We start from the raw sequence: 23,805 nt of genomic DNA, 5'->3' as shown, positions 1-23,805 counted from the left end.
GAACATGGATGGGATGCGTGGAAGGCCCGGAAGGTTTAAGCGGGCTGACCCGACCGGGTAGTGCCGGCCGCTGGCCGGGACACGCAACACCCCTGTACTTCGCGCGACCCGGCAAAGTAGGGTAGAATGCGGACCCCGCCGAAAGGCCGGGCGATGCATCGGGCCGTTAGCTCAGTCGGTAGAGCAGAAGACTTTTAATCTTTTGGTCGAAGGTTCGAATCCTTCACGGCCCACCATTGCAATCAAAGACTTAGGGCGCCTTCTGGGCGCCTTTTTCTTTGGCTCCGTAATTCACTCCGTAAAATTGCGCGGTCAAACGGGCGGGCTGCTAAACTCGGCCCACTTGGGGAAACGGATGGTCTCAGGGGGGCCGAATGAAAAAATCTATTCCGCTGATCAGGGTCAACCAGTGGCTCCGGACTTGGGACCTGGCTGAGTACAGCGAGAGAAATCTGCCAAAACCCGCAGATCACTTTTTTTTAGGGTCGGTGCCCATCTCGGAGTTGCGTCGGCTTTCCGGCGTAAGTCGCCGTCAGGTCGTGGAAGACCGAAAGCCTGGTGAGGGTGGGTATCAGCGCGTCCACGAGGTCGAGAGATCCAGCAAGATTGCTCGGTACATGCAGTGGGGTTTCCCTGTGTCGTCGGCGGCGGGTATCAAGCCGCAGGATCACCGTCATCTGGTTCATCCGGGTTGGTTGCCGACTGCGATTCTTGTGAACATTCTGGAGCCGGACGCGACGCGGCGACGTCATGGGCAAGAGTACCGGCTCGAGAAGGAGAACGCTCTCCACATTAATGAGAGGGACGGAGCCTACGAACTTGAGCTTCCTGTTGCCGATACAAGGCCGGAGAATGCTCTTGAGCCGTTGGAGATCATTGATGGGCAGCATCGTATCTTTGCGATGGATGCGCTTAATGGGATTGACGGTGAGTACGATGTGCCGGTCGTCTTCTTCTATGGACTCACCAATTCTTGGCAGGCGTATCTCTTCTGGGTGATTAACGTAGAGCCGAAGAAGATCAATCCTAGCTTAGCCTTCGATCTCTACCCAGAGTTGCGGAACCAGTCTTGGCTGGAGGAAGGTGAGAACCTCAAGGTCTACCGTGAGCACCGTGCCCAGGAGCTAACTGAAGCACTATGGCGCCACAAAGAAAGCGTCTGGCGGCAGCGCATTGAGTTGTTGGGTAGCAGAATCGAGGGCCACGTTTCGAACGCCGCCTTCATTCGGACCCTCATGGCCACGTTCATTCGCCGTTGGGGCGCGGACCATCGAATCGGTGGTTTGTTCGGCTCCATCAAGGGAGGGGGCGAAGATCGAGTGCTTCCCTGGACCCGCGCACAGCAAGCCGCGCTGCTACTAACCATCTGGAAGGCCGTTGCTGACGAGGCGCAGAACAGTCGCGCAGACTGGGCTGTGTCTTGTCGTGATTCATATAGAAGGATCGATCCCGACGCAAGGCGCAGATCGAATCCGCAAGACTTGGATGCTGCTTTTGCTGGGCCGCACACTCTGCTGGCAACAGATCAGGGTGTCCGCGCAATCTCCTTCGTTTTCAATGCAATGTGCCAAATCGCATACAGCGATATTGGGTTGGAAGAGTGGGAAGTCGACACTGTCGAAGAGACAATGTCTGACTCAGTTGTCACGGACGCTTTGCATTCGTTGACTGGGAATAGCAAGGCGATGCAGTTCTTGCGAGGCGTGGCGCGGGGGCTTGTATCCGGTGCTATGGATTGGCGCACATCGAAGGCGCCAGGCCTCAGTGAGGACGAGAAGCTGCGTCAGGGAAGCTATCGAGGGAGTAGCGGCTACACTTCGTTGCAGCAAGAATGCGTTCGCGCTCTTCGCTCCGCTAAGAACGCCGAAGTCTCTAGCGCTGCTGATCGCGTTGCGGATTTGGCGGGTTACCAATGAGCCCATCGAACAGAGGTAGACCGCCGAGAAGGCCGCCGCCTGTTCGAGCGGGTGGTACGAAGGTTGGTGCAGATGTCGTTTGCGGTAATGCCGCAAACGCTGCCGTTGTTGATGCCTTTGCAAGGCTCGGTCCGATTACGGGGCCTGGTCAGATTTTGGATGCTGCTGGCGACGATGCAGCTTGTCTGGCGGGTGATCAAGTCTCGCACCTTATGGAAGCGTGGCAGTATCTTGGGGCGGCTCTTCGATCAGTCCTGTGTAATGCGGGCGACAACGCAATCCATTTTGCCTACTACGCTCAGCTAAGAGCTGCGGTGTCCATCTTTGCAGGAAGTGGTGTGCGCCTTCGCATGGGGGATAACTACTACCTAGACCGAGCTGGTGCCCGCTTCAGTTTTCAGCTGTCCAGCGGAGATCGAACTCACGAAGCCACTTGGGCTGTCTGGAAGGAGTGGGTTCGTACGCCTTTTGCGCAACAACTGCTGAGCAGTAACGTTTCCATCATTTCCGGTGTAACTCTATCGGATCTAATGCTAGTCCCCACGAGTCCTGGAGCTCTGTTGACAGATTGGGGCTATGATTTGGCGCGCGGCCGTGACGATCATCATGCCCGTATCGAGGCTAGCTATCATGCGAAGGCTCGTCAGCCAAGTCCTGTCATGGATGAAGCATCTGTCGAGCTTGTCAGTGGGATATGGAGTCTGCTCATGGAAAGTGGCGGCGGTGTGGTATTCGACGCGACACTTGTTCGCTACTTCGTCGAGAAATATCTCACGCAGCAGGAAGAAGACGAGGTTGCCAGAGGCGGTGTCGCTCCGGACCGTGCTGCCACGCTTGCGCGAATCATTGCCATGACTAGCGGCCGGATTGGGGTTCCTACCTCGACGTTGGACAAGGCATTTGAGGCAGAAGTCGATTTGAGCTTGTTTGACATTGCGTCGTCACCGGACAAAGGTGCTGCCAATGTTGTTTGTCGCGCACTCTTTCTTGTAAGAGTGGCGACTCTGGCTCTGTCAGAGAATCTGAAAGCTAATGGCGATGAATGCAAAAAATGGCTGGTACAGTGGCTAGCTAGCGCGGGGTTGTATGACCAGGAGCTCCATGAGGAACCCAAAGACCTTGCTGTTGACTATGGAGAGGCGTTGGACGAGCTAAACGATATCGACATGTCTCACCTGCCTTTCGCCATCTGGAGGGGGCGCGCAGCGGAGGCTTCCGCGCTCCTGTCGCGGCCTGAGGGGTTTATAGGCTGGGCCTTACCGCTCTCTGCTTGAGTTGGTGATGATCAACTCTTCGTACTGGCCGCGATCGCTGCCAGTACCGGAGATCGCGCTGAAGCGACTGGTAGTGGTGCAAGTGAAGCCTAGATCGGCGTAAAGCTCACGCAGAGACTTGTGGTTGGCGTTCGTTGCCACAACCATTGCGCCGCGTTTTGACGCTGCTTGCAACGACATGGCTAATCGGATTTGGTCATCCCAAGAGAAGATTTTTTCGTTGTACTTGATGAATCCATTGTTGTTGTGCTGCACAGTGTAGGGTGGATCGGCAAATACGAGGTCATTTGCAGATGCGCGGTTAACTGCGAGAGAGAAGTCTCCGGAGATGAGCTCTGAATCGCGGAGGGCTCTAGCGACAGCCGAGAAGTTGTCGGTCGCTAACATCACTGCATCCTTCGAGCCCCGAGGAACATTGAACTCCCCCTTCTTGTTGACTCTGTAGATTCCGTTGAAGCATGTTCTATTCAGGTAGATCATCCGCGCAGCGACCTCAATAAGGCCAGTAGGTCGCTGGGCGCGCACGTCATAGTAGTACGCGTCCGAATGGTTCTCTGCATGTCGACGCAGTGCCGAATCGACCTGATTTGGCCTCCATTTGATTGCGCGGTAGGTCGAGATAAGCTCCTCGTTCGAGTCGCATAGGATTGACTGCCTAGGGCGCAGTGCAAAGAAGACCGACGCCGAGCCTGCAAACGCTTCAACGTAGGTGTTGAATGCCGTAGGCATCATCTGAATGTGTTTTAGAACGAACCAGCGCTTCCCGCCCGGCCACTTGAGGAACGGGGTCGCAGCTTCAGGGGTTTGGTAGGGGGCTATGGGCGCGGTCATGTATAGGTGCTCAGCGTGGGCACATTTTGCCCTACTAGGGGTCAGGCTTCCATTCGTTACGGTGCGGCCGGCTTCACCCTCGGAACGCTTTTGTCGTAGACCTTCATCATCGCATCGGTGACGCCCAGAGCGTCCTGACGCTCCGCCCGGCTACCGATGGTGTCTGTGCCTCCCTTGCGCTTCAGGTCGTGAAGGCTAAAGCGCTGATCTGCCAAGATGACGCCGGAGGCGATAGCCAACTGGATGAACCGCTGCCAGGTGCTGTCCAGGCTGGTCTTCCGAAGTAGTTCGCCGTGCTCTGCTAGAAAGAGGTGGCGCTGGTCGGCCCGCATCTGTAGGGGAAGTCGATGCCGCTCGATGATGGCCTCGCGGCGGGCGAGCGCGGCTTCCCAGGCGCAACGCAGCCTAGGTGACCATTCTACGAGACTGTCCCGGCTTCGCTTTCGTCGGTTCGTATGCAGACCTTCGGAGGTGCCCTGCGCCTCGGTGAATGTGAGCGTCTCGATACCGCGAAGCCTGCAGAGATAGCCTAGCTCCATGATCATCCAGAGATACGGCGGCACCGAGCCCTCAGTTCTTGCTGTACGCTGGGCGCGATCCCGCGCGAAGTTGAGTAACTTGATGTAGGCATCATCAGTGGGAAGGCGCTGCCGCTTGCGCTCCTTCGCCTGCTCCAAGCCCTGCGCGGGGTTGTGGTTCACGATGCCCCGATTCAATGCCCAGCGGAAAACGAGCCGTGAGTAGCGCAGCACCTTGTTTGCTTTAGTGGGTGTTCCTGCCGATTCGATCCTGTCAACAAGCCGCTGAAAATTGTGATTTCGCAGTTTGTTGACTTGGAGTTTGCCGAACGGCACGCCCAGATTCGTGGGGTAGCGCACTAAGACATTGCGCGCTGACTCGTAGTCCGCGCGTGTGCCAGCCGCGAGCCCCTTGAACTTGGCACTGTCGTGGTACTGAGTGCAGACCCATTCTACGGTTCCGGTGCCTTCTGCTGACTCCATGAGGCCATGCAGCTCGGAGAGCTTGGCTTCGGGGCCCGCGACCGTGCGGCGAGTTTGCCGGGGGCCATCAATGCCCGTCGCTGCTTCGAAGATGTACCAGCGGCCACGGCCTGTCGCATCCCAGTAAACGCCCTTGGGGATCTTCGCCTGGTCGATGTGCGGCGGGATGGACGGATTGTGTTTTCGCGGTCGAGGTGCCATCAGATTACGTCAGTCCCATATGCATCGTTCGACGCTCGCTGTAGGCCGAGAGCGGCGTTCATAGCTGCGGCGGTAGTCCAGATACCGCCCTTGCCGTCGTACTTGTAACGAATTCCTTGTGTGCGAGCCCACGTCTCCACAGTGGCAAGGCGGGGGCGCTCGCCGGGCCGACAAAGCTCCTGCAGGTCCTGGAATTGCAGAACTTCTCCAATCATTGGGCCAGGACCAGTTGGGTCGGGAGTCCGGGCGTAGGAACGCCCCCTCCGATAGGAGTGGCCACAGCGTGGCGCGGCGGGATCGTGTGCTTCGCCCGCAGTACCCGCTGTTGGTAGGTTCCTTCAGCCCGTATTTGCCAGAGTCGACCGACGAAAGGCCGGAGACTGTGAAATCCTGTGTTGTGGTGATTGGTAGCGGGGTCTTCTCGGTCCCTTAGGCGGAATTGATGATGCTGCGTCCCCGCATGGTCGTTGCCGACGTGTGGTCTGGTGACTTCGTGGGCGGTCGAGAACAGTACGGCATGGCTACCTCTCCTTGCGTCGCCTTGCTGGTCAAGCTGACCATAGTTGGCGTCGGATCTTTCCTCGTAGCAGAGGCATAGCTTGTCGCCCGACTGGGACCGCTCCGGAGCATCAGTGCCTGCGTGCGCGTGAGTCGAGCGTGGCTCCAGTGGGCCGCTGATTGAGAGCGAGTTGTCGCATTTCTCGGTCTCGATGAACTCCGCCGTCACGCCTAGAGCTATCGCAATAGTGCGGTCGTCCAAGCGGTGCGAGCACTTCCCCAAGTGTTTCATTTCTCGTCTATGCTGCATCGATATGACCCGATCCAACCATCGTGATAATGGAGAGCGAGAAAAATGGCCACTGGCGCTGTAACTAAATGGTTGAATGACAAGGCTGTGTACGGTTCGGCAGCGGTTTACGTTACGGGTTCGTACGCGTTTGGACGATATGTTCTGTCCGAGTTGAACACGATCTGGCCTTGGAACACGTTGCTGCTCTTCGTCCTGGCATTTTTTGTGTTGCTCGGTTTGACCATTACAGCAACGGCAGTGCTCGTAAAGGCACATCATGAGCGCACGGGTGCAGTGCTCAGCAGCTTGAAGCAATCGGGGCTCTTTTTCGGGCTTGCAATCTCTTGCGGCTTTGCTTGGTATGCCGGCATTCAAGTGGAGCGGATGGTCCAGGATCGAAAGGAGAATCCCGCAGCGACTGTGTGTAAGCATGTTTCACTCCCTCAGGCTGAGTCTGTCGAACGTGCAGAGGTGGCATTGAGCGATTCTGGGAGTTCGGACCCGGACATTTCCTCCTTGCACGAAGAACAGTGACCTGTTCGGGGAGGGCTGCGGGTATAGGCGGATAGCTTCAGCAGAAGGGCTAGTGCAGGATATCGTCCCCATCTTTGCTGCTATATCGACACGCGTGAGGACCGGCTGCCCGAGCAGTGCCTCGTAGATCTGCTGAACCAAGCATAGGACTGCGTTGTACGCCAGCGCGGTATTCATGGGTGAGTTCCAATTGCATCACGGGCGGCGATAGCCAAGGGGCGTACGAACCAGGCAGCGAGGCCGTCCTCGGTCTCGCCCAGCCACGCGAGACGCCAGTCACCGCCGGGTGCCTCCGGATTCCAATCGTGCAGCTCCTGCACGGCGCTGTAGACGCCCGATCCGATGCCTTCCTCAGAGAACTCGCCCTCAACCACGACCAGGTCGAAGCCCTGCGCAAGGAACAACGGTCGCAGCGATACCTCGCGACCGTCGGCCCACGCCGGAACGTCCGGATGGCACAGGATCTCGCCGTCGGCGTTGCGCGCCGGGAGGCGACTGGGGTGGTACAGGCCCCGCCACGGGTCGGCCGGATCGACCACGCTGCGACTCTGACTCCTGACCAGCTCCAGCAGTTCGATCGCCTGCGCCAGCCGGGCCCGGGTGGTATCGCAGAGCGGCGTGTCGCCGTCCTGCATGCTGCTGCGCAGAGTCGCCACATAGGCGGTTACGGCCGCTTCGAACACGCGCAGACCTACCACGCAGGTCGGTCGCTCCCGCCCGGGTGCCGCGCGCAGCGGCGCGATCGCATGTTGCGTGTGGCTGGAGAGGCGACCGGCCTCCGCATGATGATCCGCGCTGGCATCCGTTCGCTTACCTCGGTCATAAGCGAACGCGGCGGTCGCATGTACGACACGCTGGAAGAGATCCGCAACGAACGTAAGTGGGCGAATGACCTGGGAATCACCCTGGACAGCGACCCCGGCCAGGTGAGTGACGCAGGTGTGGCCCAGGCCGGCGCGGATGACCTAGCTTTGCGGGCGGGACATGTGCTGGTTGAGGGCTGGCTAGCATTGTCTCCGCGCCCGAGCACATAGCCCCCAGAATGAGCCTGTTTATCGGCTAGACTCTTGCCACTTGGTGAGGAGTTGGCTTCGTGGCAAAGATAATATGCATGTTCAATCACAAAGGTGGCGTGAGTAAAACCACGACCGTCTTTAACCTAGGGTGGATGCTCGCGCTAAAGGGCAAGCGAGTCATCATGGCCGACTTTGATCCTCAATGTAACCTGACGGGCTTGATCGGTGGCTATCGCGGCCTCGATGACATGCAGTCGCTATATGGCGCTCCGCAGCCGAATAACATCAAGGATGCATTGGCGCCGGCTTTCGAGTCTCAGCCTCGCCAGATCACGGCAGCAAATTGCTTCACTGTGCACAATGACGTTCCGAATCTTCTACTTCTGGCGGGACACATAGGTCTTTCGGATTACGAAACTACGCTAGGCTTGGCGCAGGAACTAAGCGGCTCTCTATTGCCGCTTCGCAATCTTCCTGGTGCAGCGCGCTACATGTTGGAAGCTACGGCAGATGCGTACAAAGCGGACTATGTGCTGGTTGATATGAGCCCCAGTGTAGGTCCTATGAATCAGAATTTGATTGCGACCTGTGACCATTTCATTGTGCCGTTCCATCCTGATTACTTTTCATCAATGGCGCTGGACTCGCTTTCCTCGGTGCTGCCGCGCTGGCGGAAGTGGGCGGAACTTGCTCACAGCTTGAATGTCCTTCGCACGGCCGATTATCCATTCCCGGCGCCTCATCCCACCTTTATTGGATCCGTCATTCAGAAATTCCGTCCAAGAATGGGCGCTCCTGCGCAAGCTTTCCAGAAGTGGGTCGAAAGGCTGAAGGGGGAGATGGAAAGCGTATTCATTCCGTCCCTTGACGCGGCAGGCATGATCAATGTTCAGGATTTCGAGGCGAGGACGGGTTTGAAGCCGTGGCAGCCGATGTTGGAAGTTGGGGATTTCAATAGCCTCATTGCATACGCACAGGAGCACCGGGTTCCGATATTTGCCCTTACCTCCTCTATGCTGGATCAACAGGGCGCCGTTTGGGCGCAAACGCTTAGTTCTATGAATGTCTTCAAGGATGCGTTCGAAGAGTTTGCGGAGCGTGTGATTGCGGTGACAGCATGAGCCCAAGACTATTGTTCGAGCAGCTGTGGGGTCGGGGAGACGAGCTAGCATTGCTCTATGACAATTTGGTGAACATGGGTATTCCGCAGCACCGTGCAGACGAACTGCTTCGGGCTGAATGGGTCACGCGCCTGGCGGCCCTTGATCTTTATGTGCATGAACTTCTAGCTAGCAGAATGGTTAGCCAGTTCGAAAGCGGAGCTTCAAAATACCCTGGATTCAGTAGCTTTCGGCTGAGTGCAGAGGCGATGTGGAGAGTTGTACGGGCCAGCTCCCCTAGTGAAAGATCGGCCGCATTTGATCTTGACGTGCGGGCGCAGATATCGCATCTGACGTTTCAGATGCCTGACAAGATTGCAGATGCCATTCGCTATACCTCTGATGTCCAACTTTGGAAGGAGATTGCTCGGCATCAGAATCCCGAAGCCACTCCATCTGAACTTAAAGAGCATCAAAGGAAATTGAATACCGAGCTGTCTTCCATGGTGCAGCGGCGGAATAAGATTGCACATGAAGGCGACCTTGGGCCGACCGTTCCGCGTGAAAAGCTACCAATCTCCTTGGAGCAAGTGGAGCTCGTCCGCAACGTGGTGAGAGGTTTGGTTGATTCAATCGAATACGTAGTCGAGGCCCATGACGCTGTGACCCTCGCAGCTTCCGCTGAAGATGCCCCCGAGCCAGCAGAGCAACTAGATGACATGTTGGTGGCTGAAGACCGACCATTTGAATCCAGCAGGCGCCCTGGACGCCTTCGAGAGGTGATGCGCCCGAGATGGCTTGTGGGATCAGAGGGTGGCGAGAAGGATGGCCTGTTCTGGTAAATACTTGATGTGTAAGCGATACGTGCGGATTGCAAAGCCGTTGACGTGAGCCTGCATACGCAGTCGCGACGAGCGGAAGCCAGCGCCAACAAGCTTGAGGGCCGGATGCGCTCTGATGCGTTTTGCGTCGTTTGGCCTCCGTAAAATGGCTCGGGACCGAGACGAAATTCGCGGCGAAGAGAGGCAGTCCTCCGTAAAATATTTGCGGAAAGCAATTGATTTGTAAGGAAGGCTCGGCGGACTTTTAATCTTTTGGTCGAAGGTTCGAATCCTTCACGGCCCACCATTGCATTGACGATCAAGGCGCCCAAGGGGCGCCTTTTTTGTTGCTTCCTTCAAAGCACTTCCGCAATGGGGGAAGCGCCGCTGCAACGATGCGGTGTTGCAGGTGCTATCGACTCCCCGGCGCCCGCTGGCAGCGGGTGCGGGGAGGCGGCGCTCCGCGCACCCGCTTCCGTCGCTGCTGCCCCCACGTCGCTCACCTTAAAAAAATTACCTTTAAGGTAACAATAAAGGTAATTTCAGGTAATTGATCTCATCAGAACCGGCCGTTTCCGGCCGGCCAGGGACGCTGTCAGCCGTAATGCGCGCGCAACAGCCCGGCGTCGTGGAAGGAAATGCCCTCGCGGATACACTCCTCCGCGCGCTCCATGTCCTTGTGCAACTGGATCAGTGCGTCGTCGGCGAGCTGCTCGATGTTGACCACACCGCAACATGCCTGATCGATCACATGCTGCATGGGTTCGCCCCAGCGTCGGCGTACGTTGCGGATCATGCGGCAATGCCACTCGCGCATGATCGCGTCCATGCGCCTCTCCCCGCGGACCACATGTGCGTCTCCCGCCACCACCCGCAATGCCGGCGCCGGGGTGCGCTCGCCGCGCAGTTCCTGGGTCCTAGCGGCCAACCGCTGTGCGAGCTCCTCGAGTCGCGTGTGAGTCATCCTTTGCCTCCCTGATCCGTCTTGCCAGAAGCTTCGTCAGGTCGAGCACATTGTCCGGTGCAGAGGGCTGACCGAACTCGTCCACGACCATGAATGCGGTCTCCAGCAGCACGGGATCGTAGATCCATTCCGGTGGATCGCCGACCAGCTCCAGGTAGTGCGAAAGCACCTTGACCGCAGCGCTCATTTTCTCGAAATCCAGTCCCGTAGATTGAGACTGAAGCGACACGTCTCCGTCCTGATCGACGCGATCCAGCGTTCCATGTGGAAGCTGCATCACTGATTCAAGATCGCGCGCAAGCCGATGGCCGATGCTCTTCGGGTTGCTCTCGGAAATCCACTGGCTGACCTGGGGCTGGGCCCAGCGGGTGCCACCGTACAGGCGGGCCCACTCGGCCGGGCCGCCGGCGGCGGCCACGCGGAGGCGCATGTTGAGGGTGCGAGCGGTACTGGCGTCCATCTGTAGATGGTGCGCTGCATTACCAATCCAGCAAATGACCAAAACGGTATTGACTATCCATTACCGTGGCAGTAATGTGTGGCCCATGAACCTCATCGACTACGCCATCTCCCAAGGGGGCTACGGCACCCCCAGCTGTCCCGTCATGCGCCGCCTGGCCCACCAGACCGGTTGCGCGCTGCGGACCCTCTACATGATCGCCCGCGGCCACAAGCTGCCCGGCGCGCGCCTGTGCCGGCGCATCGAGCTGGCCACTGCGGGCGCCGTGCGCCGCGAATCCCTGCGCCCGGATGTGTTCGGTCCGGCCCCGTCGCCCGTCAAAGGAGAAGCCACCCATGCAGCTTGATACGTTCGGTGAGTATGTCCGCAGCCGCCTGGAGCACTGGGGCGGCGAATATGCGCTGCATCGCGACTGCGAATACCTCGGCTTCCAGTCGCGCAACCTGCTGGCGGTGCTGATCGAGCATCGTGGTGACATGCCGGGGCGGGCCCAGGGCTACAAGCCTCTGGAAACCGATCAGCTGGCGCAGCAGATCGAAGACATCATCACGGCGGTCGCGCGTGACAACGTGGCGATGGCCTGTGCGCTGCGCGGCTACTACTGCGGGCGTGGCCGACGCAAGGTCGAACGATTCGAAACGGCGAATCTGCTGCTGGCCAACAGCGGGCAGCGGCCGGTATCCAACCGGCATTACCTCAACCTGGTCGAACTTGGCTTCCAGCGCGTACGTGGCTGGATGGAGGGCATCGCCCAGGCCGCATGAGCGGCGGAACCGATCTTCCGCCCGCCTCCCGACCGGAACAACCCTCGTGCCGAGCCGGCAGCGGGGCGGGCACCTCTTCGGGCCACGTCGATGCGACGCGGCCTGCATTCCCTCCAGGACCCATCATGAAAGAAGAAATCATCAGCACGGCCGGCGCGGCGGCCATCAAGTCGGCGCCGCCGGTTACCGTCGCCGGTGCGCTTGCAGCCGGCATCACCCTGGACCGCCTGGTCGTGGTCCTCACCATCATCTACCTGGCGGCGCAGATTGCCTATCTGGGCTGGCGCTGGCTGCGCGAATGGCGCCGCAGGGAGCGCGAATGAGCCGGCCCGGCAGTACATTGCCGGTACGCAGCCTGGTCGCCGCGCTTGCGCTGAGTGCTGCGGGCCTGATCGCCATCGTTGACCGCGAGGGATACACCGACGCCGCAGTGGTGCCCACGCGCAATGACCGGCCCACCTATGGCTTCGGCTCGACCGTTCGCGAGGATGGCACGCCGGTGAGGCTGGGCGACCGCACCACGCCAGTACGCGCGCTGCATGCCGTGCAGGCTCATCTGGCCAGGGAGGAAGGGGAGTTCCGCGCGTCGCTGCCCGGTGTGGCGCTCAGCCAGGGCGAGTACGACGTCTATGTCGATTTCCTCTACCAGTACGGCATCGGCAACTGGCGCGCGTCGTCGATGCGCCGGCATCTGCTGCAGGGTGAGTATCACCAGGCCTGCGATGCCTTGCTGCTGTGGAGGCGGGCAGGGGGCTACGACTGTTCAACCCGCATCGACGGCCGCCCCAACACCGTGTGCTGGGGAGTGTGGGAGCGCCAGCAGCAGCGCCATGCGCGTTGCCTGGCGGAGCAGTGACCCATGCCGCGCATGCTGGTGGTGATGGCGTCGCTGCTGCTGTGGTCGTTGCTGATGTTCATGACTGGCTGGCGTTGGCGCGGTGATCGCAGCGACCTCGCGATGGCGCGTGCCGATGCGGAGCAACAGGCCGGCGCGGTGCAGTCCGAACGGCGGTTGCGCCGGGATCAGGAAGAACGGAGCGAGGCGATGGCCTCACTGGGGGAACAACATGAACAGGATCGTGAGCGCGCGGCCGAGGTGGATGCCGATGTGGTGGCTGCCCTGCGCGCTGGCACTCTCCGCCTGCGCGACGACCTCGCCGCGTGCCATACCGGCCGTCTGTCCGAAGCCGCCGCCCGCACCGGCGAACGTGATGCGGGCGCCCAGTTACGAGCAGAGGTTGCGGCAGCGCTTGTTCGAATCGGACGCGATGCCGACGACCAGCTCCGTGCCTGCCAGGCCGTGATCGAACTGGATCGCCGTTGAGGGCGCCGGCGCAGTTATGCTGGCCGTCCTCTCGAAAATGGAAGTTCGCATGCGCGTCGTCGCTCTCTCCGCCCTGATCCTGCTGGCCGCCGCAGGGCCGGGCCTCGCAGCTGTTCCCACCGTGCCGGCAGCACCGCCGGCATCGACCGCTGCGGCCGCACCACTGGTGATCGGCGAGACCTTCACCGTGCAGTCGAAGGCACTGGGCGAGACCCGCCGCATCAATGTCTATCGTCCGCAGCCCTGGGGCCTGGATCCGAAGGCGCCGCTGCCGGTGCTGTACATGGCCGATGGCGGCATCGGCGAGGATTTCCTGCATGTGGCAGGGCTGGTGCAGGTGCTGACCGGCAATGGCAGCATGCGTCCGTTCCTGCTGGTCGGCATCGAGAATACCGAGCGCCGCCGCGACATGACCGGCCCCAGCAGCGACCCGCAGGACCAGAAGATCGCGCCACGCATCGGTGGCTCGGCGGCCTACCGCAGCTTCCTGCGCGATGAACTGATGCCGCAGGTACGCCAGCGCTACCCGACCACAGACGAGCGTGCGCTGATCGGTGAGTCGCTGGCTGGCCTGTTCGTGGTCGAGACGCTGCTGCAGGAGCCGACGCTGTTCAACAGCTATATCGCGCTGGACCCCAGCCTGTGGTGGAACCGTGGTGCGATGCTGGCCGGAGCATCCCGGCAGCTGCCGGCGGTGACGCGTGCACAGCCGCACGTGTTCCTGGCCAGCAGCGGGCAACCGGAACTGGCCGCCTCCACGGCACGACTGGCCGCGCTGCTGCAGCAGGCCTCGCCGTCGCCGCTGGTGAAGTACCTGCCGCTGCCGGAGGAAACCCACGCGACCGTCTACCACCCGGCCGCATTGCAGGCGCTGCGCACACTGTTCCCGGCGCCGCCGCCGGCCTCGCCCTGACCGCGCGTGGCGCGGCGCCGCGCGACGTGTGAGGATGCGGTAGCGACGCCACCCGGGTACGTCGCCCGCAACGGGAGAGTGTGGATGCAGCGTGTGCGTGGATGGAGTGTGGCGGCCTGCCTGGCCATGGGGGGCTGTGCGATGTCGGTGGCGCCACCGGCAACTCCGGATGAAGCGAAGGAAAGCGCGGCCACCGCCGCGCAGGGCGTGGTGCTGCCGGATACCGAGGCGCTGCGCGTGCACGACCCGGTGGGACGCGATTACCCGATCTGGGTGGCGTTGCCGGCCGACTACGCCGCACATCCGGAAAAGCACTATCCGGTGCTGTACGTGACCGATGCGCTGTACAGCTTCCCGCTGGTGCGCAGCGTGCGCAACCTGGTCGGGCAGAAGGGCGTCAACATCGAGGATTTCATCCTGGTCGGGCTGCCGCCGCAGGAAGGCCTGACCTCCAGGCAGAGCCGCTCGCGGGATTACACGCCGAGCGATCCGGCGCGCACCGATCCGCGTGACTACAGCGACGACGTCAGCTACGGCGGCGCCGCGCATTACCGCGACTTCCTCGCCGAGCGCGTACTGCCGCTGATCGATGCGCGCTACCGCACCGATCCGGCGCGGCGCGCCTATGCCGGTCATTCCTATGGCGGCCTGTTCGGCGCCTACGTGCTGACCACGCGCCCGGACATGTTCCGCAGCTACATCCTGTCCAGCCCGTCGCTGTGGTTCGACAACCATCGGGTGCCGCGCATGCTGGCCGAAGCCAAGGCGCCTGCGCAGCCGACCACGGTGGTGCTGTCGATCGGCAGCTTCGAAACGGTCAAGCCGGAGCCGCGCTATTTCACCCGCAACGACATGCTGCGCCACAACGCCGAGTTCGCCGAGCAGCTGCGCAGCAGCGGGCGATCATTGAAGGTGGAGAACATGGTGATCGACGGCGAGGACCATTTCACCGTCTACCCGGACATGATCACCCGCGCGCTGCTGAAGGTGTTCCCGGGTACCGGGCCGTACAGCAGCGGTTGATGAGTGCCTCAGGCCGCCTGTGCATCCGGCCCGGTCAATACGCCCACATCGGCGTGCCGGAAGCACAGCCGGATGGCGTCGAGCAGCTCGCTCATGTTGTAGGGTTTGGGCAGGAAATGGATGCCGTCGCGGAGCTGCGGCAGCACCTGGTGCTGGTCCATGCCCGACGTCACCAGGATCGGCAGCTGGGGATACAGGCTGCGGACCCGGTTGGCGGCTTCAATGCCACTGATCGCACCCAGATTGACGTCGGTGAACAGCAGGTCGAAACGCTCACCGGCCGCCAGCAGGCCCAGCGCCGCTTCGGCAGAGCTCACGCCCACTACGTGGCAGGCCTGGCTTTCCAGCGCCAGTCGGCTCAGCTCGCGGGTTTCCTCGGCGTCCTCGATGAGCAGGACGCGGGGTTCAACGTGGCGCTTGGACAGCAACATGACGCGACAACTCCGGACAGCAACGGTGAAAAGGCGCGCAAGTATGCGCAAGCCGGTAGTGATCCCGACGTGCACGGCAAGCTAAGCGGGCGTTACAGGCCTCTCTGGCGCCTGAGCCGCACGTGCCAGGCCAGCACCGCCACTGCGAGCAGGGCGGTGCCGATGCGCAGGCCGGTGGCCTGCCAACCCAATGCGATGGCGTCATCGAGGCTGAACACATTCCAGGCCAGGTTCATCGAAACATGCAGGACCAGGCCGCACCACAGGGTGTCGCCGTCGAGGTGGTCGAGCCAGGCGAAGATGAAGCCGCCCAGCGCGATCACCGCGCCAATGAACAGTGCGATGCCGCCGCCGTCGAACCCGCCGAAGCCGAGCCAGTGCACCATGCCGAACAGCAGTGCCTGCGGCAGCGCGAGCAACGGCCACGGACCGCGCACGATCTTCACCAGCAGCACGAAGCCGAGGCCACGGAACAGCACTTCCTCGGCCAGCGGGAACAGCGCGGCCAGCATCGTGGCATCCAGCGCAGTCAGCGCCGTGTTCGGAGTTCCGAGCAGCGCCAGTCCCAGCCAGCAGGGCAGGCTGGCCAGCAGCACCCACAACGGGCCGCCCCAGCCGTTTCCGCGCAGTCCCAAGCTGGCCATCAGGCCCATGTCACGGGGCCGCAGCAGCGCGGCCAGCAGCAGTGCCACCAGTACCGCCAGCGCGTTGTCCAACAGGCTGCCGCCATAGGGGATGGGCAGTGCGGGAACCGGTGTGCCGATGGCCGCGGCGATATCCCGCAGGTTCAGGCCAAGGCCGACACCCAGCAGCACCAGCAACAGGCGCGCGGTGGTGGGCAGGCGGGACAACACGGTCATGTACGCATTCCCTGCGGGACAAGGGCGCAGTGTGCCGCGCGGTACGCATGTGGGCACGCGCCGGAAGTCCCTGTGCCATCGGTCACGCGTTGCCGCACAGTCATCGCGGTGCAGGTACAGTCGAAACCAGACCGACAGGAGCAATACCGATGCTGTGCCCCGTGTGCAAGACCCAGACGCTGCAGATGGCCGAACGCCACGGCATCGAGATCGATTACTGCCCAAGTTGCCGCGGCGTGTGGCTGGATCGTGGCGAGCTGGACAAGATCATCGAGCGCGCAGGCGCCGGTGCGGCCGTACCGCCGCCAGCGCCCGTGCAGGCTCAGCCGGCCTCGCCGCCACCGGTGATGCACCGTGATACCCGCCACCTCGGCCAGCGCTACGAGGACAACCGGGGCCAGGGCTACAAGAAAAAGAAGAAGGACAGCTTCCTGTCGGAACTGTTCGATTTCTAGTTTGTAGCGTCGAGCCATGCTCGACTGGATATTGCGGCCCCTGGCCAAGCATGGCTCGACGCTACATGGGCTGCATGATCACGGCCGCCGCAGGATGAACTCGCGGTCGTGGGTATCACCGACGATGAAGTCGTACTCGCCGACCTTGCTGCAGCCATAGCGCGCGTAGAAGCGCTGCGCGCCGAAGTTTTCTTCCCATACGCCCACCCACAGGGTGCGGCGCCGCGGCTGGTCCAGCCAGGCCATGAACGCGTCCATCAGGCGTGCACCATGGCCGCCGTTCTGGTGTGCGGCCAGGATGTAGAACCGCTTCAGTTCGATGTCGCCCTCGCGTGCATCGGCATGCGGCAGGGTGTTGGCACCGGCGGCCAGGTAGCCGACCACGGCGTCGCCGTCCATCAGCAGCCAGATGGCACTGCGTGGGTCGGACAGTTCAGTGCGCTGCGGTTCGCTGCTGTAGTGCGCCTGCAGGAAATCATGCAGCTCCTGCGCGGGGTACGAGTCGCCCCAGGTTTCGGTGTAGGTGGTGATGGCGATCGCCGACAGGGCGTCGACATCGGCAAGGGTGGCGCGGCGGATCTGCAACGACATGGCGGTGCCTGCACTGGAACGTGGCGCAGTGTAGCCGGCCCCGGCGGCTGCCGGGGCTGGCCATTGCGCACGAGCCGCTGCTCAGAACCACATGCGCACGCCGGCCACCCAGCGTGTGTCGCGCGCGTGGTCACCGGCGTAGTCGGCGGTGTCGCCAAACGTGCGCTCGTGGCTGATGCCGATGTATGGCGCAAAACGGCGGCTGAACTCATAGCGCAGGCGCAGCCCGGCTTCGACCTTGTTCAGTCCGCGACCAATGCCGTACTCCGGTTCATCCCTGGCAGCGACGGTGGCTTCCAGCAGCGGCTGCAGGATCAGGCGGTTGGTCAGCAGCACGTCGTACTCGACCTCGGCCTTGGCCAGCACCTGGCCGCCGGAACCCATATACAGCGTGGCCGAGCTCTCGAACTTGTACGGTGCCAGCCCCTGGATGCCGATGGCCGCCCACGTGCGCGAGTCGGCCGGGCGGAAGTCCTGGCGCACGCCGACCAGCACGTCCCACCACGGCGACACGCTGCGGCCATACAGTGCTTCCAGCGACGATGACTCGGTGCGGCCGCGGCTGCGTTCGCCATCGGTGCGCAGCCACAGGCGGTTGATGTTGCCACCGATCCAGCCGGTGGCCTCCCAGGCCTGGCCGTTGCTGCTCTTGCCGTCCCAATGTTCGAGGCGGTCGATCAGCAGCAGGCTGTTGATCTCCGGCGCATGCTCCATCGCGCCGTGCGCGATCGGTGGGAATGCAGCGGCACGATCGGCATCGGACGGCACCGGGATGGGGTCGCGCGGTTCGGTGGGCGCGGGCGTGGCATGGCCCATTGCCCCGTGGTCCATCTGCGAATGGTCCATCGCCGCCGGTTGCATCGCGCCATGGTCCATCTTCGAGTGATCCATGCCGGCATGATCTGTGGCGCCCGAATCCATCTTCGAATGATCCATCTTCGAATGATCGGCCTGTTCGACCGGCGCGTTGGCGGTCTTTGCGGGCGGATCCATCGCGGCCATGTCATGCCCGGCGTGCGACTGCGCGAACACCGGCAATGCGGCGGCCAGGCCCAGGGCCAGCAGGCTGGGGGAAAGCAGTGAGCGGCTCATTCTTCGATCCTCACTTCGCGCATCATGCCCGCTTCCATGTGGTACAGCAGATGGCAGTGGTAGGCCCAGCGGCCGAGCGCATCGGCGCGCACGCGGTAGCTGCGGCGGGTGCCGGGCGGCATGTCGATGGTGTGCTTGCGCACCTGGAATTCCTCCTGCGCGTTCTCCAGATCGCTCCACACGCCATGCAGGTGGATCGGGTGCTGCATCATGGTGTCGTTGACCAGCACGATGCGCATGCGCTCGCCGTAGTTCAGCCGCAGCGGTTCGGCGCTGGCGAACGGAATGCCATCGAACGACCAGGAGAATTTCTCCATGTGCCCGGTCAGGTGCAGTTCGATCTCACGGCTGGGCTCGCGGCCATCGGGGTCCTCGAACAGGCTGCGCATCGCGCCATAGGTCAGCACCTGGCGGCCGTTGTCGCGCAGGCCGATGCCGGGGTCGTCCAGCTTCGGTTCGGTGGCCGAGCTCTGCATGTCCACCAGCGGGTTGTTGCGCTCGCTGGCCGGGTGCTTCGGCGCCTTGCTGGCGGTATCGCCACCGGCAGGCGCGCCGTGGCCCATGCTGGCGCCGCAGCCGCCCTCCATGCCCTTCATCGCGGCCATGTCGTGGCCGCCGTGGCCACCACTGCCCATGTCGTGGCCCATGTCGCTCATCGTCAGCAACGGGCGTGGGTCGCGCTCGGGAATCGGCGCCTGCAGGCCATGGCGCACCGCCAGCGTGCCGGCGGCGAAGCCGGTGCGGCCCATGTCCTGGCAGAAGATGGTAAACGCGTCCTGGCCGGTGGGCTCGACCAGCACATCGTAGGTTTCGGCGGGAGCGATGCGGAACTCATCGATGCTGACCGGATGGATGTACTGGCCATCGGCGGCGACCACGGTCATCTTCAGGCCGGGAATGCGCACATCGAAGTAGGTCATCGAGGCGCCATTGATGAAACGCAGCAGCACCTTCTCGCCGCTGCGGAACAGCCCGGTCCAGTTGCCGGCCGGGGCGGTGCCGTTCATCAGGTAGGTGTAGGTGTGGGCGTTGATGTCGGAGATGTCGGTCGGCGTCATCCGCATCCGCCCCCACATGCCACGGTCGGACAGCGCGGCTGACCAGCCCCCGCGCTTCACGTCACGCAGGAAGTCAGGCAGGGTGCGCTTGTAGTAGTTGTCATGCTCGGCGAGCTTCTTCATGCGCCGGAACAGCGCACCCGGATCCATGTCGGTCCAGTCGGACAGCATGATCACGTGCTCGCGGTCGTGCCTGTACGGCGCCGGTTCGGCCGGATCGATGATCAGCGCGCCGTACAGGCCGGCCTGCTCCTGGAACATCGAGTGGCTGTGGTACCAGTAGGTACCCGACTGCTTCAGCTGGAAGTGGTAGTGGTAGGTCTCGCCGGGGCCGATGCCGTTGAAGCTCAGGCCGGGCACGCCGTCCATGTTGGCCGGCAGCAGGATGCCGTGCCAGTGGATCGAGGTCGGGTGGCGTTCCAGCGTGTTGCGCACGAACAGGTCCACGGTCTGGCCTTCGCGCCAGCGCAGGATCGGCGCCGGCAGCGATCCATTGACGGTGATCGCCGGGCGGGTGCGGCCGGTGAAGTTGGCCAGTGATTCGCCGATGGCCAGTTCGATGCGGGTGTCGCTGAGCACGGCTGGGGCGCCGGCCAGGCGCGGGGTGGCCGTGGCGGCGGCGAGCGCGCGCTGTGGTACGCCGACGGCGGCGATGCCGGCAACCACGCCGCCGGCGGCCAGGCCCTGCACGAACAGGCGGCGCGACGGCATGGGCACGGCGCCCGGACCGGGGGGAATGCGGGTATTCATGGTGGTGACTCCAGACACGTAAAGACGCCGGCAGGTGGCCGGCTACGGTGCGCAGGGCGCACGGTGCATGTGGAATCAGCCGATGGGAGGGCGTGAGATCGGCGGCAGCGGCGGCGCCGGACGGCCGGTGGCCGGCATCGGCTGTGGTGCCAGCGACAACGCCGGGCCGGCCATGAACGGCAACGGCTGCACCACCAGCAACGGGTGCTGGGCACAGCTGCGCACGCAGTCCTTGATCTGGCAGTGGGCGTCGTGGGCGGGGGCCTTGGCCTGCGGGGCCGGGTCGGCCTGCATGCCGGCGTGGTGGCAGTCGGCGTCACCGCCAGCTGCGGCGGCCGCGACGGCGTGTGCCATCCGCCCCATTTCTTCATGACCGCTGGCCATGGCCGCGTTCAGCCCGTTGAGCAACAGGCTGAGCATGAGCACGACACGAAGCAGGGTCGAGGCCAGGGACATGGCGCTAATCTAGCCGCAAGCGGGCGCGGATGCACTTCCGGCTGAATGGCCGGTTCAAGGTTGGAGCTGCACCAAGGTGGAGCCGGGCCCGCGCTCGGCTGCTGTTCGCGCAGGGGCAGCCGAGCGTGGGCTCGGCTCTACAGGGGCGCCCGCGCGCCGTTGGGACCATGCCCGGCGGCCGCGCAGCGCGGCAACGCGATACCGTCAGCCCTCTTCGCGCACGATCTCGACCAGGCGCGGGCCGTAACGGCTCAGCTTGGTGCCGCCGATGCCGCCGACCCGTGCCAGTGCATCCAGGCTGGTCGGGCGCTGTTCGGCGATGTTGCGCAGGGTGCTGTCGTGGAAGATCACGAACGCCGGCACGTTCTGTTCGCGGGCCAGTTCGGCACGCAGGCCGCGCAGGGCGTTGAACAGCGCCAGATCCTGCGGCAGTACCGACAGCCCGGTACGCTGCGCACTGCGCTCGCGCCCGCTGGTGCTGCTGGCCGGGTCGCGGCGCATGCTGATCTGGCGGCGGCCGGTCAGTACGTCGCGGCTGGCGTCGGTCAGGCGCAGGCCGCCGTGGCCCTCGCTGTCCACTTCCAGCAGGCTGGCGGCGACCAGTTGGCGGAACACGCTGCGCCAGGTGCGCGCATCCAGATCGCGACCGATCGCATAGGTGCTGAGCTTGTCGTGGCCCTGCTGCTTCACCTTCTCGTTCTCGCTGCCACGCAGGATGTCGATCAGGTGGCCGACGCCGAAGCGCTGGCCGCTGCGGTAGACGCAGCTCAGCGCCTTCTGTGCCGGAATGGTCGCGTCCCACGAGGCCGGCGGTGTCAGGCAGTTGTCGCAGTTGCCGCAGGGCTGGGGGTAGGTCTCGCCGAAACCGGCCAGCAGCACCTGGCGGCGGCACTGCATGGATTCGCAGTAGCCCAGCAGATGGTCGAGCTTGGCCCGCTCCAGCTGCTTGCGCTCTTCGCCGGCCTCGGACTGCTCGATCATCTGCTTGAGCAGCACCACGTCGCCCAGGCCGTAGCACAGCCAGGCCTCGGCGGCCTCGCCATCGCGACCGGCGCGGCCGGTTTCCTGGTAGTAGCCTTCCATCGACTTGGGCAGGTCGGTATGCGCGACAAAGCGCACGTCCGGCTTGTCGATGCCCATGCCGAAGGCGATGGTGGCGCACATCACGATGCCGTCCTCGCGCAGGAAGCGGCGCTGGTTGTTCGCGCGCACGTCCGGCGGCAGGCCGGCGTGGTAGGGCAGGGCGTTGAAGCCCTGGCCGCAGAGGAATTCAGCGGTCTCCTCGACCTTGCGCCGCGACATGCAGTAGACGATGCCGGCCTCGCCACGGTGGCTGCGCAGGAAGTCGGTCAGCTGCTTGCGGGCGTTGTCCTTCTGCACCACGGTGTAGCGGATGTTGGGGCGGTCGAAGGAGCTGACGAAGTGGCGTGCTTCCTGCAGATCCAGGCGCTCGGCGATCTCGCGCTGGGTTGGCGGATCGGCGGTGGCGGTCAGCGCGATCCTCGGGATCTGCGGCCAGCGCTCGTGCAGCACGGTCAGCTGGCGGTATTCCGGGCGGAAGTCGTGGCCCCACTGCGACACGCAGTGTGCTTCGTCGATGGCGAACAGGGCGATCTGGCTGCGCGACAGCAGCGACAGGAAGCGACCGGTCAGCAGCCGCTCGGGAGCGACATAGAGCATGTCCAGCTCACCGGCGAGCAGTTCGCGCTCGACGCGGCCGGCAGTCTCGGCATCCAGGGTGGAATTCAGGTACTCGGCGCGCACGCCGAGCTGGCGCAGGGCTTCGACCTGGTCCTGCATCAGCGCGATCAGCGGCGAGATGACGATGCCGCAACCGTCACGCAGCAGGGCCGGGACCTGGTAGCACAGCGATTTGCCGCCGCCGGTGGGCATCAGCACCAGGGCATCGTGACCGGCAGCCACATGCTCCACGATGTCCTGCTGCGGACCACGGAAATCGTCGTAACCAAAGACGCGTTGGAGCAGGTCGTGCGCGGGACGGGAAGCCATCCGGTTAGTTTACCCCGGAGGGAGGGGTAGGGGTTCGGCAGGGCTGCGCCCTGCACCTGCTGCAAGCCAGTGCAACGTCAAAGGCAACAGCCGGCTCTGGGCTGTCTGCTTATTGGGCGGGGCGGTGTGGGCTTGCAGGACACGCCGTAAACCCGTCCTTGGGGGCTCGATGGCGCCATCCATGGCGCCAACGGTTCTGCAAGCCCACACCGCCCCACCCCCGACAGTTTCCCGGTGACGGGGGGCCAGATCAATCCACGCCATGCGTGGATGAAAACTGTCAGAACTCGACAAACAAAATGGGGTCAGATCCGTTTTCCTGGGGAAAACGGATCTGACCCCAATGGCTTTGCCGGCAGATCGCGGAGAACTGCCGAAGGCGGGGTGGGTCCGGTGGCAGGGGTGTCCGCGGCATGGATGCCGCGGCCAAGCCCCCAAGGACGGGTTTACGGCGTCCCCTGCCACCGGACCCATCCCGCCTACCCACAGGAGGCCAGCTTTTGCTCTGGCTCTGGCCTTGGCTTTAAGGCCTCTGCGGGTGCAGGGCGCAGCCCTGCCGGGCCCCCCAACTCTTACTGCAGCAGCGAGCGCAGCATCCAGGCGTACTTCTCGTGGGTCTGCAGCCGCTGGGTCATCAGATCCTCGGTCGGGGCGTCGTCTCCCTTGGCCGCCACCTCCAGCACTTCACGTGCCGTACGGCAGACTGCTTCGTTGGCGACCACCAACTGGCGTACCATTTCACGCCAGTCCGCGCTGTCGGTCAGGCCCGGTTCCTCGGCGATCGAGGTCAGCGCAGCGAATTCCCGGTAGGAGCCCGGGGCATTGAAGCCCAGCGCGCGGATGCGCTCGGCCACGTCGTCCAGTGCCGCCCACTGCTCGGTGTACTGCGTCTCGAACATGGTGTGCAGCGAGTTGAACATCGACCCGGTCACGTTCCAGTGGAAGTTGTGCGTCTTCAGGTAGAGCGTGAACGCATCGGCCTGGAAGCGCGACAGACCGTCGGCGATCTTCTTGCGGTCGCCCTGGGTGATCCCGATATCGATGTTCGGCGCCGACGGTGCCGCCGCTGCAAGCTTCTGCTTGCCGGTCTTGGCCTTGGTCGTGCTCTTGGTCTTCGCCATGGGGTTCCTCCTTGTGGAATCGTTGGCCTTCACAATAAACCGGTCGTGA

Annotated in this window: 27 protein-coding genes and 1 tRNA gene; 15 read left to right on the top strand and 13 right to left on the bottom strand. The window is 63.0% G+C overall.

The window, feature by feature from the left end; all coding sequences use genetic code 11:
• Positions 1 to 160 precede the first annotated feature (160 nt).
• The 3 genes from AC5P7A_RS12595 to AC5P7A_RS12585 all read left to right on the top strand — a co-directional run bounded on the left by AC5P7A_RS12595 (position 161) and on the right by AC5P7A_RS12585 (position 3,190).
• A tRNA-Lys gene (locus tag AC5P7A_RS12595) sits at positions 161 to 236 on the top strand.
• A 138-nt stretch (positions 237 to 374) separates the two neighbouring features.
• Positions 375 to 1,916 (top strand): DGQHR domain-containing protein, encoded by a 1,542-nt coding sequence (locus tag AC5P7A_RS12590; RefSeq protein WP_495220187.1) that lies wholly within the window; start codon positions 375 to 377, stop codon positions 1,914 to 1,916.
• 560 nt (positions 1,917 to 2,476) lie between these two features.
• Positions 2,477 to 3,190 (top strand): hypothetical protein, encoded by a 714-nt coding sequence (locus AC5P7A_RS12585; protein ID WP_495220186.1) that lies wholly within the window; start codon positions 2,477 to 2,479, stop codon positions 3,188 to 3,190.
• Here AC5P7A_RS12585 and AC5P7A_RS12580 read toward each other — a convergent pair.
• Entirely contained in the window at positions 3,173 to 4,021 is an 849-nt protein-coding gene (locus tag AC5P7A_RS12580) for a DNA adenine methylase (protein WP_495220185.1), read from the bottom strand. The two genes, AC5P7A_RS12585 and AC5P7A_RS12580, sit on opposite strands and share 18 nt — an antisense overlap.
• 56 nt (positions 4,022 to 4,077) lie before the next feature.
• Entirely contained in the window at positions 4,078 to 5,223 is a 1,146-nt protein-coding gene (locus AC5P7A_RS12575) for a site-specific integrase (RefSeq protein ID WP_495220184.1), read from the bottom strand.
• Positions 5,224 to 6,076: 853 nt separating this feature from the next.
• Between AC5P7A_RS12575 and AC5P7A_RS12570 the strand changes: the two genes are divergently transcribed.
• Positions 6,077 to 6,547, top strand: coding sequence for a hypothetical protein (locus AC5P7A_RS12570; RefSeq protein WP_495220183.1), 471 nt, complete (start codon positions 6,077 to 6,079; stop codon positions 6,545 to 6,547).
• Between the two features lie 173 nt (positions 6,548 to 6,720).
• Here the strand turns inward: AC5P7A_RS12570 and AC5P7A_RS12565 are convergent, their stop codons facing one another.
• Complete coding sequence (locus AC5P7A_RS12565; protein WP_495220182.1) at positions 6,721 to 7,245, bottom strand: hypothetical protein; 525 nt, start codon at positions 7,243 to 7,245, stop codon at positions 6,721 to 6,723.
• A gap of 144 nt (positions 7,246 to 7,389) precedes the next feature.
• On the opposite strand from AC5P7A_RS12565, the gene AC5P7A_RS12560 reads away from it, so the two are divergent.
• From AC5P7A_RS12560 to AC5P7A_RS12550, 3 genes are read left to right on the top strand one after another with little or no spacing between them, the layout of a single operon-like run.
• Positions 7,390 to 7,581, top strand: coding sequence for a hypothetical protein (locus AC5P7A_RS12560; RefSeq protein ID WP_495220181.1), 192 nt, complete (start codon positions 7,390 to 7,392; stop codon positions 7,579 to 7,581).
• 59 nt (positions 7,582 to 7,640) lie between these two features.
• Entirely contained in the window at positions 7,641 to 8,684 is a 1,044-nt protein-coding gene (locus AC5P7A_RS12555) for a ParA family protein (RefSeq protein ID WP_495220180.1), read from the top strand.
• A gap of 11 nt (positions 8,685 to 8,695) precedes the next feature.
• Complete coding sequence (locus AC5P7A_RS12550; RefSeq protein ID WP_495220179.1) at positions 8,696 to 9,505, top strand: HEPN domain-containing protein; 810 nt, start codon at positions 8,696 to 8,698, stop codon at positions 9,503 to 9,505.
• A 574-nt stretch (positions 9,506 to 10,079) separates the two neighbouring features.
• Here the strand turns inward: AC5P7A_RS12550 and AC5P7A_RS12545 are convergent.
• Together AC5P7A_RS12545 and AC5P7A_RS12540 are read right to left on the bottom strand one after the other, a co-directional pair.
• On the bottom strand, positions 10,080 to 10,313 hold the full coding sequence (locus tag AC5P7A_RS12545; RefSeq protein ID WP_032958956.1) for a hypothetical protein: 234 nt from the start codon (positions 10,311 to 10,313) through the stop codon (positions 10,080 to 10,082).
• Between the two features lie 88 nt (positions 10,314 to 10,401).
• Positions 10,402 to 10,908 carry a hypothetical protein gene (locus AC5P7A_RS12540; protein WP_041863715.1) on the bottom strand — a complete coding sequence of 169 codons (507 nt, stop codon included), beginning with the start codon at positions 10,906 to 10,908 and terminating at the stop codon, positions 10,402 to 10,404.
• Between the two features lie 85 nt (positions 10,909 to 10,993).
• Here AC5P7A_RS12540 and AC5P7A_RS12535 point away from each other — a divergent pair, with 85 nt between their 5' ends.
• The 7 genes from AC5P7A_RS12535 to AC5P7A_RS12505 all read left to right on the top strand — a co-directional run bounded on the left by AC5P7A_RS12535 (position 10,994) and on the right by AC5P7A_RS12505 (position 14,932).
• Positions 10,994 to 11,254 (top strand): helix-turn-helix domain-containing protein, encoded by a 261-nt coding sequence (locus tag AC5P7A_RS12535; RefSeq protein ID WP_032958958.1) that lies wholly within the window; start codon positions 10,994 to 10,996, stop codon positions 11,252 to 11,254.
• Positions 11,244 to 11,672 carry a hypothetical protein gene (locus tag AC5P7A_RS12530; protein WP_014038211.1) on the top strand — a complete coding sequence of 143 codons (429 nt, stop codon included), beginning with the start codon at positions 11,244 to 11,246 and terminating at the stop codon, positions 11,670 to 11,672. Before AC5P7A_RS12535 ends, AC5P7A_RS12530 begins: the two co-directional genes overlap by 11 nt.
• A 125-nt stretch (positions 11,673 to 11,797) precedes the next feature.
• Complete coding sequence (locus AC5P7A_RS12525; RefSeq protein WP_014038210.1) at positions 11,798 to 11,995, top strand: hypothetical protein; 198 nt, start codon at positions 11,798 to 11,800, stop codon at positions 11,993 to 11,995.
• Positions 11,992 to 12,528, top strand: a complete 537-nt coding sequence (locus AC5P7A_RS12520; RefSeq protein ID WP_134809198.1) for a glycoside hydrolase family protein — start codon at positions 11,992 to 11,994, stop codon at positions 12,526 to 12,528. Before AC5P7A_RS12525 ends, AC5P7A_RS12520 begins: the two co-directional genes overlap by 4 nt.
• A 3-nt stretch (positions 12,529 to 12,531) precedes the next feature.
• Positions 12,532 to 12,996 (top strand): lysis system spanin subunit, encoded by a 465-nt coding sequence (locus AC5P7A_RS12515; RefSeq protein WP_134809199.1) that lies wholly within the window; start codon positions 12,532 to 12,534, stop codon positions 12,994 to 12,996.
• A 49-nt stretch (positions 12,997 to 13,045) separates the two neighbouring features.
• The gene (locus AC5P7A_RS12510) at positions 13,046 to 13,909 is read left to right on the top strand and encodes an alpha/beta hydrolase (RefSeq protein WP_100450488.1); all 864 of its coding nucleotides are present in this window, start codon (positions 13,046 to 13,048) and stop codon (positions 13,907 to 13,909) included.
• A gap of 84 nt (positions 13,910 to 13,993) precedes the next feature.
• Complete coding sequence (locus tag AC5P7A_RS12505; protein WP_046432083.1) at positions 13,994 to 14,932, top strand: alpha/beta hydrolase; 939 nt, start codon at positions 13,994 to 13,996, stop codon at positions 14,930 to 14,932.
• 8 nt (positions 14,933 to 14,940) lie between these two features.
• On the opposite strand, the gene AC5P7A_RS12500 is transcribed toward AC5P7A_RS12505, so the two are convergent.
• A complete protein-coding gene (locus tag AC5P7A_RS12500) occupies positions 14,941 to 15,363 on the bottom strand; it encodes a response regulator (protein WP_014648113.1) in 423 nt (140 codons plus the stop codon).
• Positions 15,364 to 15,455: 92 nt separating this feature from the next.
• The gene (locus AC5P7A_RS12495; RefSeq protein ID WP_401729849.1) at positions 15,456 to 16,223 is read right to left on the bottom strand and encodes a CPBP family glutamic-type intramembrane protease; all 768 of its coding nucleotides are present in this window, start codon (positions 16,221 to 16,223) and stop codon (positions 15,456 to 15,458) included.
• Between the two features lie 149 nt (positions 16,224 to 16,372).
• Here AC5P7A_RS12495 and AC5P7A_RS12490 point away from each other — a divergent pair, with 149 nt between their 5' ends.
• Positions 16,373 to 16,678 carry a TFIIB-type zinc ribbon-containing protein gene (locus tag AC5P7A_RS12490; protein WP_014648111.1) on the top strand — a complete coding sequence of 102 codons (306 nt, stop codon included), beginning with the start codon at positions 16,373 to 16,375 and terminating at the stop codon, positions 16,676 to 16,678.
• Between the two features lie 78 nt (positions 16,679 to 16,756).
• Here AC5P7A_RS12490 and AC5P7A_RS12485 read toward each other — a convergent pair whose 3' ends face one another.
• The 6 genes from AC5P7A_RS12485 to AC5P7A_RS12460 all read right to left on the bottom strand — a co-directional run bounded on the left by AC5P7A_RS12485 (position 16,757) and on the right by AC5P7A_RS12460 (position 23,756).
• Entirely contained in the window at positions 16,757 to 17,269 is a 513-nt protein-coding gene (locus AC5P7A_RS12485) for a GNAT family N-acetyltransferase (protein ID WP_111206107.1), read from the bottom strand.
• Between the two features lie 81 nt (positions 17,270 to 17,350).
• Positions 17,351 to 18,361 carry a copper resistance protein B gene (locus tag AC5P7A_RS12480; RefSeq protein WP_111206106.1) on the bottom strand — a complete coding sequence of 337 codons (1,011 nt, stop codon included), beginning with the start codon at positions 18,359 to 18,361 and terminating at the stop codon, positions 17,351 to 17,353.
• Positions 18,358 to 20,169 carry a copper resistance system multicopper oxidase gene (locus AC5P7A_RS12475; RefSeq protein ID WP_262088066.1) on the bottom strand — a complete coding sequence of 604 codons (1,812 nt, stop codon included), beginning with the start codon at positions 20,167 to 20,169 and terminating at the stop codon, positions 18,358 to 18,360. The genes AC5P7A_RS12480 and AC5P7A_RS12475 overlap by 4 nt, the downstream gene beginning before the upstream one ends.
• 75 nt (positions 20,170 to 20,244) lie before the next feature.
• Entirely contained in the window at positions 20,245 to 20,625 is a 381-nt protein-coding gene (locus AC5P7A_RS12470) for a CopL family metal-binding regulatory protein (RefSeq protein WP_014648107.1), read from the bottom strand.
• 204 nt (positions 20,626 to 20,829) lie between these two features.
• Positions 20,830 to 22,635 carry a DNA helicase RecQ gene (recQ, locus tag AC5P7A_RS12465; RefSeq protein ID WP_032958973.1) on the bottom strand — a complete coding sequence of 602 codons (1,806 nt, stop codon included), beginning with the start codon at positions 22,633 to 22,635 and terminating at the stop codon, positions 20,830 to 20,832.
• A gap of 572 nt (positions 22,636 to 23,207) precedes the next feature.
• Positions 23,208 to 23,756, bottom strand: a complete 549-nt coding sequence (locus tag AC5P7A_RS12460) for a Dps family protein (RefSeq protein WP_005410730.1) — start codon at positions 23,754 to 23,756, stop codon at positions 23,208 to 23,210.
• Positions 23,757 to 23,805: the final 49 nt, after the last annotated feature.

Source organism: Stenotrophomonas sp. YJH_SMC_65 (assembly GCF_059369475.1).
This window is presented reverse-complemented; position numbering and strand designations above follow the sequence as displayed.

Excerpts from the sequence above, each read along its gene's own strand:
- AC5P7A_RS12590 (WP_495220187.1), top strand. The coding sequence starts at position 375 with ATGAAAAAATCTATTCCGCTGATCAGGGTCAACCAGTGGCTCCGGACT.
- AC5P7A_RS12580 (WP_495220185.1), bottom strand. The coding sequence starts at position 4,021 with ATGACCGCGCCCATAGCCCCCTACCAAACCCCTGAAGCTGCGACCCCG.
- AC5P7A_RS12575 (WP_495220184.1), bottom strand. The coding sequence starts at position 5,223 with ATGGCACCTCGACCGCGAAAACACAATCCGTCCATCCCGCCGCACATC.
- AC5P7A_RS12570 (WP_495220183.1), top strand. The coding sequence starts at position 6,077 with ATGGCCACTGGCGCTGTAACTAAATGGTTGAATGACAAGGCTGTGTAC.
- AC5P7A_RS12560 (WP_495220181.1), top strand. The coding sequence starts at position 7,390 with ATGTACGACACGCTGGAAGAGATCCGCAACGAACGTAAGTGGGCGAAT.
- AC5P7A_RS12545 (WP_032958956.1), bottom strand. The coding sequence starts at position 10,313 with ATGGACGCGATCATGCGCGAGTGGCATTGCCGCATGATCCGCAACGTA.
- AC5P7A_RS12540 (WP_041863715.1), bottom strand. The coding sequence starts at position 10,908 with ATGGACGCCAGTACCGCTCGCACCCTCAACATGCGCCTCCGCGTGGCC.
- AC5P7A_RS12535 (WP_032958958.1), top strand. The coding sequence starts at position 10,994 with ATGAACCTCATCGACTACGCCATCTCCCAAGGGGGCTACGGCACCCCC.
- AC5P7A_RS12530 (WP_014038211.1), top strand. The coding sequence starts at position 11,244 with ATGCAGCTTGATACGTTCGGTGAGTATGTCCGCAGCCGCCTGGAGCAC.
- AC5P7A_RS12525 (WP_014038210.1), top strand. The coding sequence starts at position 11,798 with ATGAAAGAAGAAATCATCAGCACGGCCGGCGCGGCGGCCATCAAGTCG.
- AC5P7A_RS12520 (WP_134809198.1), top strand. The coding sequence starts at position 11,992 with ATGAGCCGGCCCGGCAGTACATTGCCGGTACGCAGCCTGGTCGCCGCG.
- AC5P7A_RS12515 (WP_134809199.1), top strand. The coding sequence starts at position 12,532 with ATGCCGCGCATGCTGGTGGTGATGGCGTCGCTGCTGCTGTGGTCGTTG.
- AC5P7A_RS12510 (WP_100450488.1), top strand. The coding sequence starts at position 13,046 with ATGCGCGTCGTCGCTCTCTCCGCCCTGATCCTGCTGGCCGCCGCAGGG.
- AC5P7A_RS12505 (WP_046432083.1), top strand. The coding sequence starts at position 13,994 with ATGCAGCGTGTGCGTGGATGGAGTGTGGCGGCCTGCCTGGCCATGGGG.
- AC5P7A_RS12500 (WP_014648113.1), bottom strand. The coding sequence starts at position 15,363 with ATGTTGCTGTCCAAGCGCCACGTTGAACCCCGCGTCCTGCTCATCGAG.
- AC5P7A_RS12495 (WP_401729849.1), bottom strand. The coding sequence starts at position 16,223 with ATGACCGTGTTGTCCCGCCTGCCCACCACCGCGCGCCTGTTGCTGGTG.
- AC5P7A_RS12490 (WP_014648111.1), top strand. The coding sequence starts at position 16,373 with ATGCTGTGCCCCGTGTGCAAGACCCAGACGCTGCAGATGGCCGAACGC.
- AC5P7A_RS12485 (WP_111206107.1), bottom strand. The coding sequence starts at position 17,269 with ATGTCGTTGCAGATCCGCCGCGCCACCCTTGCCGATGTCGACGCCCTG.
- AC5P7A_RS12480 (WP_111206106.1), bottom strand. The coding sequence starts at position 18,361 with ATGAGCCGCTCACTGCTTTCCCCCAGCCTGCTGGCCCTGGGCCTGGCC.
- AC5P7A_RS12475 (WP_262088066.1), bottom strand. The coding sequence starts at position 20,169 with ATGAATACCCGCATTCCCCCCGGTCCGGGCGCCGTGCCCATGCCGTCG.
- AC5P7A_RS12470 (WP_014648107.1), bottom strand. The coding sequence starts at position 20,625 with ATGTCCCTGGCCTCGACCCTGCTTCGTGTCGTGCTCATGCTCAGCCTG.
- recQ (WP_032958973.1), bottom strand. The coding sequence starts at position 22,635 with ATGGCTTCCCGTCCCGCGCACGACCTGCTCCAACGCGTCTTTGGTTAC.
- AC5P7A_RS12460 (WP_005410730.1), bottom strand. The coding sequence starts at position 23,756 with ATGGCGAAGACCAAGAGCACGACCAAGGCCAAGACCGGCAAGCAGAAG.